The following is a 14,718-nucleotide window of genomic DNA, read 5'->3' on the forward strand; positions in this document are numbered from 1 at the left end:
TCGGCGCGATCAGACGTTGCCGTCGCCCTGTTCGAGCACCTCGACGCTGTCGCCCACGGCGATCGTGCCGAAGCGTTCGGGCACCGCGTTCTGCCCGAACATGATGCCGCTCGCATTGGCGTGACCCATCGCGCGCAGCGTGCCGAGCGGTTCGTTGCCGTCGAGCCGCTCGCCGGTAAGCGGTTGCTGCGTGACGATGATGCACCGCGAACAAGGCCGCGCGATCCGCAACACCGTCGTCCCGATCCGTATCCGCCGCCAGCGATCCTCCGCCCAGGCCTCCGTCCCCGCGATGACGATATTGGGGCGAAACCGCGCCATCGTCACGCCGTTCGCAAGCCGATCGTTCAGCGCGACAAGCGACGCTTCGGTGGTGACGAGCAGCGGAAAGCCATCCGCAAGGCTCACCTGTTCGCCCGGCAAGGACCAGTCCGGATGGATCGCCCGAACGCTCTCGTCATAGTGATACGCCAGCCGCACCGGACGACCGAGTGCCTTGCTCAGGAACGTATCCGCCTCGGGGTTGCCGAAGCGGACCATGACGGTATCGCGCCACACCGTCGCAGCGACGCCTGCCACGCTGTCGTCGGGGACGGCGGCTTCGCACGTTCCCAGTTCGGCATGGTGGAACAGGATGCGGCTGCCCTCTACCGTCACGCCGATACGCGCCATGTCCGGCACCTGGCGGCGCGTGATGAACCGGTCGGCGTCGTCGACCAGCATCCACCGCCGGTCGCCCGCAATACCCCGGGCTTCGAGGTCGGCATGCTCCAGCGCATGCCCACCCAGGCTCTTTACGGGATAGCGGAACAGGCTCGACACGATCATCATCGGGCGTGTCTAGCAAGGTTTCCGGCTCAGGATAGCGCAGGCTCGTGCAACGTGCCGTGTCGACCGACGTCGAGAAATGCAGCCGAGCATGGTCGCGGCATCGGTGCGTTGCTCGATCCCGGATCGATAGGCTCACGGCTATCCACATCGTCGAGTGGCCGCCTGTTCGTTAGTCCAGCGCCGCGCGGATCGCCGCTGCCGACAGGAACGGTGCGCCCGCGACCAGCACGAGGCTGACCGCGGCGAGCAGCTTGATCGCACCCGCGCCGCCGGCCGGGTCGAGCGATCCCGCGCCGAAGATCAGCAACGGCACCGCGAGCGGCAGCATCACGAGGCCCGTCACCGCGCCGCCGCCGCGAACGCCCGCAACCAGTGCGCTCGTCGCGACCGCGAGTGCGGCGAGGCCGGGCGTGCCGATCAACAGGCCGATCTCGACGCGGAGCAGCGTGTCGGCCGACAGGTTAAGCAGGCCGGCGGCGATCACCGCGGCGAGCATCAGCGGGGAGCCGAAGCTCAGCCAGTGCGCGATCGTCTTCGCCAACGCGACCAGCGCGAGCGACATCCCGCGGACGACGAACTGGTCGAACACGCCCGCCTCCAGATCCGGACCGACGAGGCGCTCGACCGGCAACAAGGCCGCAAGCAAGGCCGCGGTCCAGATCACGCCGCCGCCGATCCGCGCAAGCAGCGCCGCGTCGGGGCCGATCGCGAACGGGAACAGTGTCGCCACCAGCAGGAAGAACGCGACCACGAGCGTCGCGCCGCCACTCGACACGCTGCGCCGCAGATCGCGACGGATCAGCGCGATCACAACGCGATCTCCTGCGCGTGGAGAAGCGCCAGCGACAGATGCGTTGCGACCAGTGCGATACCCCCGGTGGCGCGGTGCTCGGCGATCAGCGTTTCCAGTCGAGCGATCGACACCGTGTCGAGCCCGTTGGCGGGTTCGTCGAGCAGCCAGACAGGCGCCCCGCTGGCGGCAACGCGCGCGATCGCCGCGCGGCGGCGTTGCCCGGTCGACAGCAGGCGGACCGGAATGTCCGCGAGCGCATTCAGATCGAGGGCGGACAGCGCTTGGGCGATCCGGGTATCGGCGGCGGGCGCATTGTCCAACGCGGCCCAGAAACGAAGCGCCGCGATCAGCGTGCGGTCCGAGTCGAGCGCGCTCGCCTCGGTCAGCAGCGCCTTGTCCGCGTCACACGCCACGCTGCCCTCGAACGGCGCGAGCAGGCCGGCGGCGATGCGGATCAGGCTCGATTTGCCGATGCCATTGGGGCCGGTGACGATCGCCGCATCGCCCGGCCCGAGGTCGAACGACACGCCCGAGAACAGCAATCTTCCGCCCCGTACGCACGCCACGTCGCGAAACGCGAGACTCACGTCGCGCTATCCTCCAGCGCGTGCATGTCGTCATCGCTCAGCCCGAAATGATGGCCGATCTCGTGGATCGTCACGTGCGCGACGAGGTCGTCGAGGCGCACTCCGGTCTCGATCCATTCCTGCAGGATCGCGCGGCGGTACAGCACGATGCGGTCGGGCATCGGCGCGACGTCCATCGACGATTTCTCGCCGAGCGGACGGCCGTGATACAAGCCCGACAGGTCGAGCGGGTGTTCGATGCCCAGCGCCGCCAGCGTCTCGTCGTCGGCAAACTCCTCGACCGCGAAGACGATGTCGCCGAGATGCTCCGCGAACTGCTGCGGCAGCCTGGCGATCGTCGCGCGCGCGATGGCCTCGATCGCATCGGCGTCGGGGGCTTCCCCGGATATTGTCGCTTGCCCGCTCATGCCGCCAGCCATACGCGTCGGCGAACTGTTGCGGCAAGGGAGAGCCCGATGATCGAAGCGCTGAACGATACCGAGCGGGCCGAGGCGCTCGATGGGCTCGACGAGTGGGATTACGACGATGCGCGCGACGCGATCACGCGGACGATCGTGTTCGCCGATTTCGTCGAGGCGTTCGGCTTCATGACGCAGGTCGCGCTGATCGCCGAGCGCGCGAACCACCATCCGGAGTGGAAGAACGTCTGGAACCGCGTCGAAATCCTGCTGACGACGCACGACGCGGGCGGCCTGTCGCCGCGCGATATCGAGATGGCCGAAGCGATCGACGCGATCGTCGGCGACGCCTGAGCTGAAGGCATTTTCAGTACCACCCCGGCGAAGGCCGGGGCCCAGGTGGGGGACGAAGCTGGCGGAGGATCGCCCGTCGTTACATCTGTTCCCCAACTGGGCCCCGGCCTCTGCCGGGGTGGTACCAGAAGCTCTACTTCCGCATATCCCGCCGCATGCGCTTGCGCAGCGCACCCGGCATCCACCGCGCGGCGAATGCCATCCGGTGCGCGGTCTTCCCCACGAAAGTGTGCACCTTGTCGCCGTGCACCGCCGCCCAGGCTGCCTCCGCGACCTTGTCCACGCCGGTCAGCTCCAGCCCCGCGCCCGTCACCGTCTCGCGGATCGAGTGGTTGGTGTTCCCCGCCGCAGAGTCGAGCAGCGGCGTGTCGATGAAGCTCGGCACGATCGAGCGCACCTTGATGCCGTCCGCCGCCCATTCGCCGTCGAGCGCCTCGGTGATGGCGCGCACTCCGAACTTGGTCGCGGAATAGGGCGCGAGCCCCGCCGAGCCATAGATCGCCGACGCCGACGCGGTGTTGAGCAGGCACGATCCCGGCGTCCGCGTCAGATACGCATGGCCGATCCGCGCGCCGTTCAGCGCGCCGACCAGGTTGATCGCGATCACCCGGTCGATCTCGGCGAAGTCGGTCTCCGCGAGCGGTCCGCCCGATCCGATCCCGGCATTGTTGAACAGCACGTCGAGCCGCCCGCCGGTGGTCGCGACGAACGCATCGAGCGACGCCACCCACGCATCGCGGTCGCGCACGTCCATCTGGTAGGTGCTGACCATGCCCGCGGGCAGCAGCGCGGCGGTCTCGGCAAGTCCCGCGACGTTGACGTCGGCGAGCCCGACCCGCCAGCCTTTCCGCGCGAACAATATCGCGGTCGCGCGGCCGATCCCCGATCCGCCGCCGGTGATGAAAATGCCCTGTTGGCTCATACCCTCTCCATTTGATTTTCCGGTATGTTTCCCGCATCCTGCGCGCAGATGCCAGACAATTCCCCAGCGCTCGCTTTCGAACGCGTCACCAAAAGATACCCAGGCGCTGGGGGCACGACGGTCGCCGTCGATGCGGTCTCGCTGGAGATCGCGCGCGGCAGTTTCGTCGCGCTCGTCGGCACGTCCGGTTCGGGCAAGTCGACGTTGCTGAAGACGCTCAACCGCCTGGTCGAGCCGAGCGAAGGCCGCGTGACGATCGACGGTGCCGACGTCGCCGCCGAGCCCGCGCCCGAACTGCGCCGCCGGATCGGCTACGTCTTCCAGAATATCGGCCTGTTCCCGCACATGACGATCGCCGAGAACATCGCGATCGGCTTGCGCATCGCCGGCCGCACGGATGAGGCGAAGGTCGGCGAACTGCTCGATCTCGTCGACCTGCCCCGCGACATCGCCGGCCGGATGCCCGACGCGCTCTCGGGTGGTCAGCGCCAGCGCGTCGGCATCGCCCGCGCGCTCGCACCGGGCGCGAAACTGCTGCTGCTCGACGAGGCGTTCGGCGCGCTCGACCCGGTCACGCGCGATGCGCTCGGCACGCGGATCCGCGAACTCCACGACCGGCTTGGGCTGACCACCATCCTCGTCACGCACGACATGGCGGAGGCGCTGTTGCTCGCCGACCGCGTGCTGGTGATGAAGGCGGGACGCATCGTCGCCGACGCCGCGCCCGCGGACCTCGTCGCCGGCAAGGGTGGCGACGACGCGCAGGCTCTGGTGCAGGTGCCGCGCGCGCAGGCCGAACGCCTCCAGGCGCTAGTCGCATGAGGGGGGTCGCATGAGCGCGTTCCTCGACGCGCTCGGGCGCGTGCCGCCGCTGCTCGCCAACCACGTCATGCTCTCCGCGGCGGCGCTGCTGCTCGGCATCGCGATCAGCCTGCCGCTCGGCATCTGGTCCGCGCGCAACGCGACGGTGGCGCGCGTGTCGCTCGGTTTCGCGAGCCTCGTCCAGACGATCCCGAGCCTCGCGCTGCTCGCGCTATTCTACCCGCTGTTGCTCAGCCTCTCCGCGCTGGTCGGCGGCGGTATCCCCGCGCTCGGTTTCCTCCCGTCGCTGATCGCGCTGACTCTGTACGCGCTGCTGCCGATCCTGCGGAATGCGGTCGCGGGGCTGCACGGCATCGATCCCGCGGTGATCCAGGCGGCGGACGCGGTCGGCATGACGCCCGCGCAGAAACTGCGGCTGGTCGAGGCACCTCTGGTCGCGCCCGTGCTGATCGCCGGTATCCGCACCGCCGCGGTCTGGACGATCGGTGCCGCGACGCTGTCGACGACGGTCGGCCAGCCGAGCCTCGGCGACATGATCTTCGCGGGGTTGCAGACGCAGAACTGGGCGCTGGTGCTCGCCGGCTGCGTATCAGCCGCGGCGCTCGCGCTGGCGGTGGACGCGCTGATCGGGGCGATCGAATACGGCATCCGCGCGCGCCGCCGCTGGCTGTGGATCTCGAGCGCGGTGGTGCTGGTCGTGGGAACCGCGGCGGCGACCGCGCCGCTTTGGCCGAGGGGTGGCGCAGACCGCACCGTCGTGGTGGGCGCGAAGAACTTTTCCGAGCAATATATCCTTGCGCGGCTGATCGGCGACCGGCTCGAACATGCCGGCTACACCGTCGAATACCGCGATGGTCTCGGCTCGGCGGTCGTCTTCGGGGCGCTCTCCGGCGGCGATATCGACGTCTATGTCGATTATGCCGGGACGATCTGGGCGAACGAGATGAAGCGCAACGACGTCCCCGAACGCCCGGCGATGGTCGCCGCGATCGCCGACTGGGCGAGGCGCGAGCATCATGTCGGTTTGGTCGGTTCGCTCGGTTTCGAGAACGCCTATGCCTTCGCGATGAAGGGCGACGCGGCGAAGGCCAAGGGCATCGCCAGCCTCGACGATCTGGTGAAGGCCGCCCCCGGCATGGCGCTCGGCAGCGATCTCGAATTCCTCGAACGTCCCGAATGGGCCGCGGTGAAGCGCGCCTATCCGCTCCGCTTTGCCAAGACCACGCCGTACAGCCCGACCTTCATGTACCGCGCGCTGGAGAGCGGCAATGTCGACGTCATCTCCGCCTTCTCGTCCGATGGCCGGATCGCCGCGGACGGGCTTACCGTGCTGACCGACCCGCGGCGCGCGATCCCCGGCTACGACGCGATCCTGATGGTCGCGCCGAAGCGGGCAGGGGACGCCAAGTTCCTCGCCGCGCTGAAGCCGATGGTCGGCCGCATCCCGGTCGAGGCGATGCGCGACGCGAACTACCGGGTCGATCGCGATACCGACAAGCAGACGCCCGAGGCCGCGGCGAAATGGCTCGCCGGGAAGACCGGGCTTCAGGAATAGGCGCGGTAGAAGAACACGATCGTCGTCGTCGCGGTCACGAACAGCGTCCAGGCGCGGATCACGCCGTCGGGCAGCTTCCGTCCGAACCGCGCGCCGAAATACCCACCGACCACGCCGCCCGCCATCATCGGCAGGCATAGCGACCACGCGACCATGCCCGTCGCCGCGAACACGATCGTCGCGGCGGCGTTCGCGGTCGCCAGCATCAGCGTGCGCGGTGCGGCGAGCTTGGCGGGCGAGGCGCCGGCCAACAATCCCCATGCCGCCGTCAGCATCATCCCGACGCCGCCACCGAAATAGCCGCCATAGATCCCCAGCAACGTCTGCGCGGCGATCAGCGAGCGCGACCCGATCGCAACGCGTGCGTGCAGCCAGGTCGACGCAGGCTTGCCGAACGCGATCGCGAGTGTTGCCATCAGCAGCAGCCACGGCACGATCACGTCGAACGCGGTCGCCGGGGTGAAGAACAACAGCAGGCTGCCGACCAGCCCGCCGACGAACGTGATCCCCGCCAGCGTCCGGATACCGACGCCGCCGACCGGCCCCAGATCGCTGCGATACGCCCACGCGCTCGCCATCGCCGCGGGCTGCACCGCGACGTTGCTGGTCGCATTGGCGATCGGTGAGGGCAGGCCGAGCGCGATCAGCGACGGCATCGTCGCGAAGCTGCCGCCGCCCGCCAGCGCATTCATCGCGCCGCCCAGCATCCCCGCCCCCGCCGCCAATCCCAGCGAAGCCAGATCAGACAAAGGCGGCATCAGCCTCGGCAGCGGCCTCGCGATCGATCTGCGCGCGGCTCTTCTTCTCCGACGCGGTCTTCAGCTGCCCGCACGCCGCATCGATGTCGCGTCCGCGCGGCGTCCGCACCGGTGCCGAGATTCCCGCGCCGAACACGATGCTCGAGAACGACTTGATCCGCTCGGGCGTCGAGCACTCGTATTGCGCACCCGGCCACGGGTTGAACGGAATGAGGTTCACCTTTGCCGGCAGCTCGTACTTCCGCAGCAACCGCACCAGCTCGCGCGCGTCGTCGTCGGAGTCGTTCTTGTCCTTCAGCATCACATATTCGAACGTGATCCGTCGCGCGTTGTTGGTGCCCGGATAGTCCGCGCATGCCTGGAGCAGCTCTTCGATGCCGTACTTCCGATTGAGCGGCACGATCTCGTCGCGCACTTCCTTGGTCACCGCGTGCAGCGATACGGCGAGGTTCACGCCGATTTCGGCCCCCGCCCGCGCCATCATCGGCACCACGCCCGACGTCGACAACGTGATCCGGCGGCGGCTGAGCGCGAGGCCCGCGCCGTCCATCACCAGCTTCAACGCATCGCGGACGTTCTCGAAATTATACAGCGGCTCGCCCATTCCCATCATCACGATGTTGGTGAGCATGCGGCCCTCGGGCTGGCTCGGCCATTCACCCAACGAGTCGCGCGCGAGCATCACCTGGCCGACGATCTCGGCCGGCGTCAGGTTGCGCACCAGCCGCATCGTCCCGGTGTGGCAGAAGGTGCAGTTGAGCGTGCAGCCGACCTGGCTCGACACGCACAACGTGCCGCGATCCGCGTCGGGGATGAACACCATCTCGTAGTCCTGCGCGTCGTCCGACCGCAGCAGCCACTTTCGCGTGCCGTCGGTCGACACCTGCGCCTCGACCACGTTGGGCCGGCTGATCACGAAGCGCTGCTCGAGCCACGGGTGCATCGTCTTCGAGATATCGGTCATCGCCGAGAACTCGGTCGCGCCGCGATTGTAGATCCAGTGCCACAGCTGCTTGGCGCGCAGCTTGGCCTGCTTCTCCTCGAGCTGCGACGTCTCCAGCGCCATCCGCAGATCGGCGAGCGACAGCCCGAGCAGGTCGATCCGCCCATCGCTGCGCGGCACGAAGCTGCGGGGAACGGGCACGGGATCGATGTGCCCGGGAATAGGCATGAGGTTCGCGGCGGTCTGCATGCGCGAGCCCGTAGCGGAATTTTCGTGATTTTTCTACTGGCTGCTGGAAGGGCGTGGAGTCAGCGCAGTCCGGCGGGAGATAACTCAAAACAACCACCACCCCGGCGAAGGCCGGGGCCCAATTGGAAAGGTCGTTGTAACGGAGAACTGAGTGTCGTCACACCCGTCCCCCAATTGGGCCCCGGCCTTCGCCGGGGTGGTACCGGTGGGCGGGGCTCGCCCGAAATTTCACCCCCCGCTGCACGCCAACACAGCCGCATCGATCGCCGTCGCCCCCCCAGATAGCGCATAGACATCGACGAAAGGCCGGCCACCAACACCAACCGCCTCGACACTCATGCTCCGTCCCGACCGCATCGCCGCCACGATCGCTCGATCGCTCGGAGCATCGCCAGCCCACGCATCCAACCCGTTCGCCACCAGGGCGAATCGCCGCTCGCCGATGGTCAGCGTCACCCCGGCCGACCGATCCCGTTCCCGACTGAGCCGCACGTACAAGGACGCCCGCAGACCCCGCTTCGGCCACGTCGCAACGCTGGCAAAGCCCGAAGCACGCCCCCCCGCCATCACCGGCCGCGCGATCGCGAAACACCGCGCAGGGCTCGCATCGTAAAACGCACCCCAGCCCTTGTAGATGCCGATCGTGTCACGCGCCGCTACCGGAGCAGCGAACGCCAACGCCAGCAGGACTGCGAATTTCACGCCGGAGCGAACCCCGTGCCCAGGTGTGGCACCGTCGCGCGTCCGTTCTCCACCAGCGTGACCGACCCCTGCGGCAACCCCTTCGCAACCGGCGCGCCGAGCGCAGGATCGATCGCCGCACCAGTCATCACGCCGAGCATCACCCGACTCGAGATGCCGTGCATGATCACCAGCCGATCGCCCGGATCCTCCGCGGTATCCGCCAGCCACCCGCCGACTCGTGCCGCGATCTCCGCATAGGTCTCGCCGTCCGGCGCAGGCTTCAGCGTGCCCCCCGGCAGCATCACAGGCCCGACCTCATCGACGACGTCCGCATAATAGCGCCCGCCCCACGATCCCATGTCGATCTCGACCAACCGGGCATCGGTCCGCGCGTCATGCCAATCGAGCTCCAGATGTTCGCAGATCACCGCGAGCGTCTGCAACGCCCGCCCGGTCGGCGACGCCCACAACGTCAGCGCCGGCTTCACCCCCAGCTCCTCGCGCAACGCCCGCCCAAGCTCGTCCGCCTGCGCGAACCCCGCCCGCGTCAACGGCGTGTGCGCCGCATCACCCTGCAACCGATGCGCCGCATTGAACACGGTTTCGCCGTGCCGCGCGACGAAATCGCGACCCTTGCGCAGGGGCGGCATATCGATTGATCGGGCGTTTGCTTCACCCTGCCGTTGGCTTGGAATCATGGCCCGCGTTTCAACCCCCTGTGGCGCAAAAGCAACGGAATTCCCTGTTTATCTGGGGTTCATGCAACGCGCGCCCGGCTGGTCCATTGGGGCTGTCCATCCCGCGTTTGCCCGTCGCGGCAGGGGTGTGAAGAAGACATTATGGAGTATCCCAATGCGTAAGCTTATCGCCGTATCGCTGCTCGCCACCACCGCGGTTGCAGCACCCGCCATCGCGCAGACCGACCCGACCTTCACCGGCCCCCGCATCGAGGGCACGCTCGGCTACGACCACACCGGCGCCGGCAGCAGCGTGTCCAACAACAATGGACGCGACGACCAGAAGATCGACGGCCTGCTGTTCGGTGGCGGCATCGGCTATGACATCGCGACCGGTGGTGGCCTGGTGCTCGGCGCCGAAGCCGAACTGACCGGCTCGACCGCGAAGAGCGATCGCTACGACTACACCAGCGATTTCGGCTTCGGTCGCGTCAAGCAGGGCCGTGACATCTATGTCGGCGGTCGCGTCGGTTACGTCGTCGCGCCGACGACGATGCTGTACGTCAAGGGCGGCTACACCAATTCGAAGCTGAAGGTGCTCGCCGGCGACACCAACCAGACGACCGACAACAAGTTCAACCTCGACGGCTGGCGCATCGGTGCGGGTGCCGAGCACGCGATGGGTCCGAACACCTATGCCAAGCTCGAATATCGCTATTCGAACTACGAGCGCAGCAACATCGACTATGCGACCGGCGGCACCAGCGGCCGATTCGACGTCGACACGGATCGCCATCAGGTGGTCGCCAGCTACGGCTTCCGCTTCTGATCGAGACGGCCCGCGCGTTTTAACGCGACGTTTACCGTGATCAAAGAAGGGTCGGGGCGCTTGCTCCGACCCTTTGTTGTTGGGTAAGCCATCTGCGGATTGCCCCCAGCCCCGATTCTGGCTGTGGTGGCGGGGGGAATTACGATGAAGGCGACGATCGAACGCGCAACGCTCCTCAAGGGGCTGAGCCATGTCCAGTCCGTGGTGGAGCGGCGCAACACCATCCCCATCCTGTCGAACGTGCTGATCGAGGCGACTGCCGAGGGCACGCTCAAGCTGATGGCGACCGACCTCGACTTGCAGATCAACGAATCGATCGCGGCGGCGGTCGACCAGCCCGGCGCGACCACGGTGTCCGCGCACACGCTGTTCGACATCGCACGCAAGCTCCCTGAGGGTAGCCAGGTTCAGCTCGCCGCATCCGAAGGCCGGATGAGCATCGTCGCAGGCCGCGCCCGCTTCTCGCTCGGCACGCTGCCGCGCGACGATTTCCCGGTGATCGCGGAAGGCGAGCTGCCGACCCAGTTCGAGCTGCCCGCCGAGACATTGAAGCAGATAATCGACAAGACGCGTTTCGCGATCTCGACCGAAGAGACGCGTTATTATCTCAACGGTATCTTCCTGCACGTCGCGGACGGCGACAGCTCGAACCCGGTGCTGAAGGCCGCCGCGACCGACGGCCACCGCCTCGCGCGCGTCACGCTGCCGCGTCCCGAGGGCGCCGAATCGATGCCCGACGTGATCGTGCCGCGCAAATGCATCGGTGAGTTGCGCAAGCTGCTCGACGAGGTCGACGGCTCGGTCGGCGTCTCGCTGTCGCCGACCAAGATCCGCTTCGACCTCGGCCAGGCGATCCTGACCTCGAAGCTTATCGACGGTACGTTCCCGGATTACAGCCGCGTGATCCCGACCGGCAACGACAAGATCCTCAAGATCGACCCGAAGAGCTTCATGGAAGGCGTCGACCGCGTCTCCACGATCGCGACGGAGAAGACGCGCGCCGTGAAGATGGCGCTGGACCGCGACAAGATCACGCTGTCGGTCACATCGCCCGAAAATGGCACCGCCGCGGAGGAAGTCCCCGGCGATTACGTCGCGCTCCCGTTCGAGATCGGCTTCAACAGCCGCTACCTGATGGACATCCTAGCGCAGATCGACGGCGACATGGTCGAGGTCCACCTCGCCGACGCCGCCGCCCCGACGCTGATCCGCGAGAACGACAAGTCGCCTGCGCTGTACGTGCTGATGCCGATGCGCGTGTGATTCGGTCTGCCTGTCGCGCCGTGGTATAGCGGCGCGACAGGCAGGAGCCGGACCATGGACTCGATAAATATCGCCGACCTCAAGGACGAACTGGGCACGCTGATCGACCGGCTTGAAGCGGGCGAGGCCGTGCAGATCACGCGCAACGGCCAACCCTTTGCCCGCGTCACTCCCGAGGCACCGCCGCTCCCGCGCCGCAAGCCCATCGACGTCGACGCGTTAGAGGCGCTGGCGAAGTCGCTACCTTACGATCCGACATCTGCACGTGACCTGGTCCGGCAGATGCGCGACGAATCGCGGTATTGACCCTCTACTGCGACACGGCGGTTATGGTGTCGGCTTTCACAGCCGAGGCGCAAAGCGAGGACGTACGCGCGTGGCTATCGCGACGGGCAGATACTCTGGCGGTCAGTCATTGGGTCGTCACCGAGTTTTCCGGTGCGCTTGCGATGAAGCGGCGATTGGGCGTCATCGACACCGTTGGTTGGAACGGCGTAATGAAGGCGTGGCAACGGTTTTGCGCCAACGAACTTTACGTAGAGTCAGTCACCGAAACCGATTTTGCGTTGGCGGCAACCTTACTTGATCGCGGCGATCTGAAGCTGCGCTCCGGAGACGCCCTTCACCTCGCGATCGTCGTCGCGCGCGGGTGGTCCTTAGCGACACTTGATCACGACCTTGCGCAAGCGGCCACGCAGATGCGGGTCGAAGTAGATACCGTCCTCGATTGACTCCTCGCCCGCTGCTCAATACTAACAGCAGTGTCAGTAAGGAGTCGACTCGATGGCGAAGCTTCCTCCGTTTCCCGGTACGACCGGTCGTCGCGATTGGCGTACGGCGTTCGATGCGATCAAGAAACTGCTCGCGAATGGCGACGACACGACGCAGGTGTTCCGGATCATGCGCGCGCTGAACGTCGGCAATGCGCCGATGAACTACGCGCGGTTGATCGCCACCGAGCAGGGTGGGCGGATCGCCTATGACCGCGTCGAACTGGCGCAGCGTTTCTCCGACCCCGCGTTCGTCGCGAGCTTTGCACCCGGCACGGTCGGGGCGGCGTATCGCAATTTTCTCGAGACGACGGGCTATTCCGCGGACGGACTAGTCGAGGTCTCGCGGCTCGTGCCGTCCGAGGACGATCTGGCGCATCCCTATGCGTGGTTCGGCCGGCGGGTGCGCGACACGCACGATATCTGGCACGTGCTGACCGGCTACAAGGCGGATGAAAGCATGGGCGAAGCGGCGCTCGTCGCGTTCAGTTACGCGCAGGTCGGCGGGCTCGGCTGGGCGCTGATCGGCTCGGCGGCGGCGCTGAAGAGCATGCGCGTCACCGGCAGCAAGCTGTTCGCCAAGGCAGTCTGGGAAGGCTATCGCAACGGCCGCAAAGCAAAGTGGGTGTCGGGCGAGGATTATCTCGAACTGCTCCACGAACCACTGGAGGCCGCGCGCGAACGGCTCGGCATCGTCACGCCGGTCGCGTATCTGCACGCGCAGCGCGAATTAGGACCGGCGCTCGCATCGTATCTCAGCACGCAGAAGGCCGCGACCGCAGCAGCCGCGCCCGCGATCGCGCCGGAGCGGATCGCCGCCTAACGCGCCGCTCGATAGCGTATTGGGCTCGATAGCGGACTGCGCGTGGCGCTAGCGCAGATTGGTCAGATCGGTCCCTTACTCCGTTCGTGCTGAGCGAAGTCGAAGCACCGGTGCTCGTGGCACCCTCTTCGACTTCGCCCGCGGCGAACGGAAAAGGGCGATGCAATCGGTTTCGAAACTGCTCTAAGGCCGAGGCAATGCTGTCGCGCCTCGTCCTCACCGATTTCCGCAATCACGCCGACCTGACGCTGACGCCGGGACCAGGGTTCGTCGTGCTGACCGGCGAGAATGGCGCGGGCAAGACGAATATCCTGGAGGCGGTGTCGCTGCTAGCGCCCGGCCGTGGGCTGCGGAGAGCCGCACTCGGCGAGATGGCGCGACAAGGTGGGGCAGGCGGCTTCGGCGTAGCGGCCACGCTGTTCCCCTCCCGCCTGCGGGAGGGGTTAGGGGAGGGCGCGACGTACGTACTGGCGTCCGCCTTCGAGGAAAGCGCGCCCCTCCCCCGACCCCTCCCGCAAGCGGGAGGGGAATTACAAGCGGAACATGACGCGCCCGCTAGTAGCGAAGTAGACGTCGCAACCGGCACGCTAGCCTCCGCCCCGGAACGCCGCATCGTCCGCATTCAGGGCGCCACCACCACCGCCAACGCACTAGCCGAGTGGCTCACGATCCTCTGGCTCACGCCCGCAATGGACCGCCTCTTCGTCGCCCCCGCGGGCGAACGCCGAGGCTTCCTCGACCGCCTCACGCTCGCGCTCGCCCCGAGCCACGCCCACCATGCCGCCCGCTACGACGCCGCGATGCGCGCGCGAAATCGCCTGCTCGCCGACGAAGGCCGCCCCGACGGCGACTGGCTCTCCGCACTCGAAGCGCAGATGGCCGAGCACGGCGCCGCCGTAGATGCCGCCCGACGCGAGACCGTTACCCTGCTCGGCACGAGACTTGCGGAACAAGGCGACAGTCCATTCCCTCGCGCCGGTCTCACACTCGAAGGCTGGGCCGGCGACACCACGCGCCTGCAATTCGACCTCGCCCAGGGCCGCGCGCGCGATGCCGCTGCCGGACGCACGCTCAGCGGCCCCCACCGCGTCGACCTCATCGTCACCCATCTCGACAAGGGACGCGCGGCCTCGCTCGCCTCGACTGGCGAGCAGAAGGCGCTCCTCCTCGGCATCGTCCTCGCCCACGCCGACCTGGTCGCGGAACGCACCGGCCAGCCTCCCGTCCTGCTCCTCGACGAAGTTGCCGCGCACCTTGATCCGGCACGCCGCGCTGCGCTGTTCTCGCGGCTCTCAGGCCGCGGCCAGGTGTGGATGACCGGCACCGAAGACGCACTGTTCGATGCGATCGGCACCCAGGCAACGCGCATCGCGGTCGGGCGTTAGGCTGAACGCGCGCTGTCGAGCAGGCTCACCGCGCGTTCAAGCGGGCGCGGGCAAAGCTCCGTCCATCGAAGATAC

Annotated in this window: 18 protein-coding genes; 9 read left to right on the forward strand and 9 right to left on the reverse strand. The window is 67.4% G+C overall.

What is annotated here, in order from left to right; all coding sequences use genetic code 11:
* Positions 1-9: 9 nt before the first annotated feature.
* The 4 genes from C8J45_RS09690 to C8J45_RS09705 all read right to left on the reverse strand — a co-directional run bounded on the left by C8J45_RS09690 (position 10) and on the right by C8J45_RS09705 (position 2,618).
* Positions 10-831 (reverse strand): MOSC domain-containing protein, encoded by an 822-nt coding sequence (locus C8J45_RS09690; protein ID WP_107963050.1) that lies wholly within the window; start codon positions 829-831, stop codon positions 10-12.
* Between the two features lie 169 nt (positions 832-1,000).
* A complete protein-coding gene (locus tag C8J45_RS09695; protein WP_107963051.1) occupies positions 1,001-1,642 on the reverse strand; it encodes a heme exporter protein CcmB in 642 nt (213 codons plus the stop codon).
* On the reverse strand, positions 1,639-2,211 hold the full coding sequence (gene ccmA / locus C8J45_RS09700; RefSeq protein WP_107963052.1) for a heme ABC exporter ATP-binding protein CcmA: 573 nt from the start codon (positions 2,209-2,211) through the stop codon (positions 1,639-1,641). The genes C8J45_RS09695 and ccmA overlap by 4 nt, the downstream gene beginning before the upstream one ends.
* A complete protein-coding gene (locus C8J45_RS09705; RefSeq protein WP_258191391.1) occupies positions 2,208-2,618 on the reverse strand; it encodes a metallopeptidase family protein in 411 nt (136 codons plus the stop codon). The genes ccmA and C8J45_RS09705 overlap by 4 nt, the downstream gene beginning before the upstream one ends.
* A gap of 48 nt (positions 2,619-2,666) precedes the next feature.
* Between C8J45_RS09705 and C8J45_RS09710 the strand changes: the two genes are divergently transcribed.
* Positions 2,667-2,963 (forward strand): 4a-hydroxytetrahydrobiopterin dehydratase, encoded by a 297-nt coding sequence (locus tag C8J45_RS09710; RefSeq protein WP_055881974.1) that lies wholly within the window; start codon positions 2,667-2,669, stop codon positions 2,961-2,963.
* Between the two features lie 133 nt (positions 2,964-3,096).
* On the opposite strand, the gene C8J45_RS09715 is transcribed toward C8J45_RS09710, so the two are convergent.
* Positions 3,097-3,885 (reverse strand): SDR family oxidoreductase, encoded by a 789-nt coding sequence (locus C8J45_RS09715; RefSeq protein ID WP_107963054.1) that lies wholly within the window; start codon positions 3,883-3,885, stop codon positions 3,097-3,099.
* 48 nt (positions 3,886-3,933) lie between these two features.
* Between C8J45_RS09715 and C8J45_RS09720 the strand changes: the two genes are divergently transcribed.
* Positions 3,934-4,707 carry an ATP-binding cassette domain-containing protein gene (locus tag C8J45_RS09720; protein WP_107963282.1) on the forward strand — a complete coding sequence of 258 codons (774 nt, stop codon included), beginning with the start codon at positions 3,934-3,936 and terminating at the stop codon, positions 4,705-4,707.
* A gap of 10 nt (positions 4,708-4,717) precedes the next feature.
* On the forward strand, positions 4,718-6,262 hold the full coding sequence (locus tag C8J45_RS09725) for an ABC transporter permease/substrate-binding protein (RefSeq protein ID WP_107963055.1): 1,545 nt from the start codon (positions 4,718-4,720) through the stop codon (positions 6,260-6,262).
* On the opposite strand, the gene C8J45_RS09730 is transcribed toward C8J45_RS09725, so the two are convergent.
* From C8J45_RS09730 to C8J45_RS09745, 4 genes are all read right to left on the reverse strand, one after another.
* Positions 6,253-7,020 carry a sulfite exporter TauE/SafE family protein gene (locus C8J45_RS09730; RefSeq protein WP_107963056.1) on the reverse strand — a complete coding sequence of 256 codons (768 nt, stop codon included), beginning with the start codon at positions 7,018-7,020 and terminating at the stop codon, positions 6,253-6,255. The genes C8J45_RS09725 and C8J45_RS09730 overlap by 10 nt on opposite strands.
* Positions 7,004-8,212 (reverse strand): 23S rRNA (adenine(2503)-C(2))-methyltransferase RlmN, encoded by a 1,209-nt coding sequence (gene rlmN / locus C8J45_RS09735; protein ID WP_133029590.1) that lies wholly within the window; start codon positions 8,210-8,212, stop codon positions 7,004-7,006. Before rlmN ends, C8J45_RS09730 begins: the two co-directional genes overlap by 17 nt.
* A 228-nt stretch (positions 8,213-8,440) precedes the next feature.
* Positions 8,441-8,914: a hypothetical protein gene (locus tag C8J45_RS09740; protein ID WP_107963057.1), complete on the reverse strand. Its 474-nt coding sequence runs from the start codon at positions 8,912-8,914 to the stop codon at positions 8,441-8,443.
* Entirely contained in the window at positions 8,911-9,546 is a 636-nt protein-coding gene (locus C8J45_RS09745; RefSeq protein ID WP_107963058.1) for a histidine phosphatase family protein, read from the reverse strand. The genes C8J45_RS09740 and C8J45_RS09745 overlap by 4 nt, the downstream gene beginning before the upstream one ends.
* A gap of 202 nt (positions 9,547-9,748) precedes the next feature.
* Between C8J45_RS09745 and C8J45_RS09750 the strand changes: the two genes are divergently transcribed.
* The 6 genes from C8J45_RS09750 to C8J45_RS09780 all read left to right on the forward strand — a co-directional run bounded on the left by C8J45_RS09750 (position 9,749) and on the right by C8J45_RS09780 (position 14,643).
* Positions 9,749-10,402 carry an outer membrane protein gene (locus C8J45_RS09750; protein WP_107963059.1) on the forward strand — a complete coding sequence of 218 codons (654 nt, stop codon included), beginning with the start codon at positions 9,749-9,751 and terminating at the stop codon, positions 10,400-10,402.
* Positions 10,403-10,546: 144 nt separating this feature from the next.
* Positions 10,547-11,665 (forward strand): DNA polymerase III subunit beta, encoded by a 1,119-nt coding sequence (dnaN, locus tag C8J45_RS09755; RefSeq protein ID WP_056017955.1) that lies wholly within the window; start codon positions 10,547-10,549, stop codon positions 11,663-11,665.
* A gap of 54 nt (positions 11,666-11,719) precedes the next feature.
* Positions 11,720-11,971 carry a type II toxin-antitoxin system Phd/YefM family antitoxin gene (locus C8J45_RS09760; RefSeq protein ID WP_107963060.1) on the forward strand — a complete coding sequence of 84 codons (252 nt, stop codon included), beginning with the start codon at positions 11,720-11,722 and terminating at the stop codon, positions 11,969-11,971.
* Entirely contained in the window at positions 11,968-12,396 is a 429-nt protein-coding gene (locus C8J45_RS09765; protein ID WP_258191392.1) for a type II toxin-antitoxin system VapC family toxin, read from the forward strand. Before C8J45_RS09760 ends, C8J45_RS09765 begins: the two co-directional genes overlap by 4 nt.
* A 52-nt stretch (positions 12,397-12,448) precedes the next feature.
* Positions 12,449-13,258, forward strand: coding sequence for a Coq4 family protein (locus C8J45_RS09770; RefSeq protein ID WP_107963062.1), 810 nt, complete (start codon positions 12,449-12,451; stop codon positions 13,256-13,258).
* 197 nt (positions 13,259-13,455) lie between these two features.
* Positions 13,456-14,643, forward strand: coding sequence for a DNA replication/repair protein RecF (locus C8J45_RS09780; RefSeq protein WP_258191393.1), 1,188 nt, complete (start codon positions 13,456-13,458; stop codon positions 14,641-14,643).
* Positions 14,644-14,718 lie beyond the last annotated feature (75 nt).

It is taken from the genome of Sphingomonas sp. PP-CE-3G-477 (assembly GCF_003050745.1).
In the GTDB taxonomy this organism is placed as follows: domain Bacteria; phylum Pseudomonadota; class Alphaproteobacteria; order Sphingomonadales; family Sphingomonadaceae; genus Sphingomonas.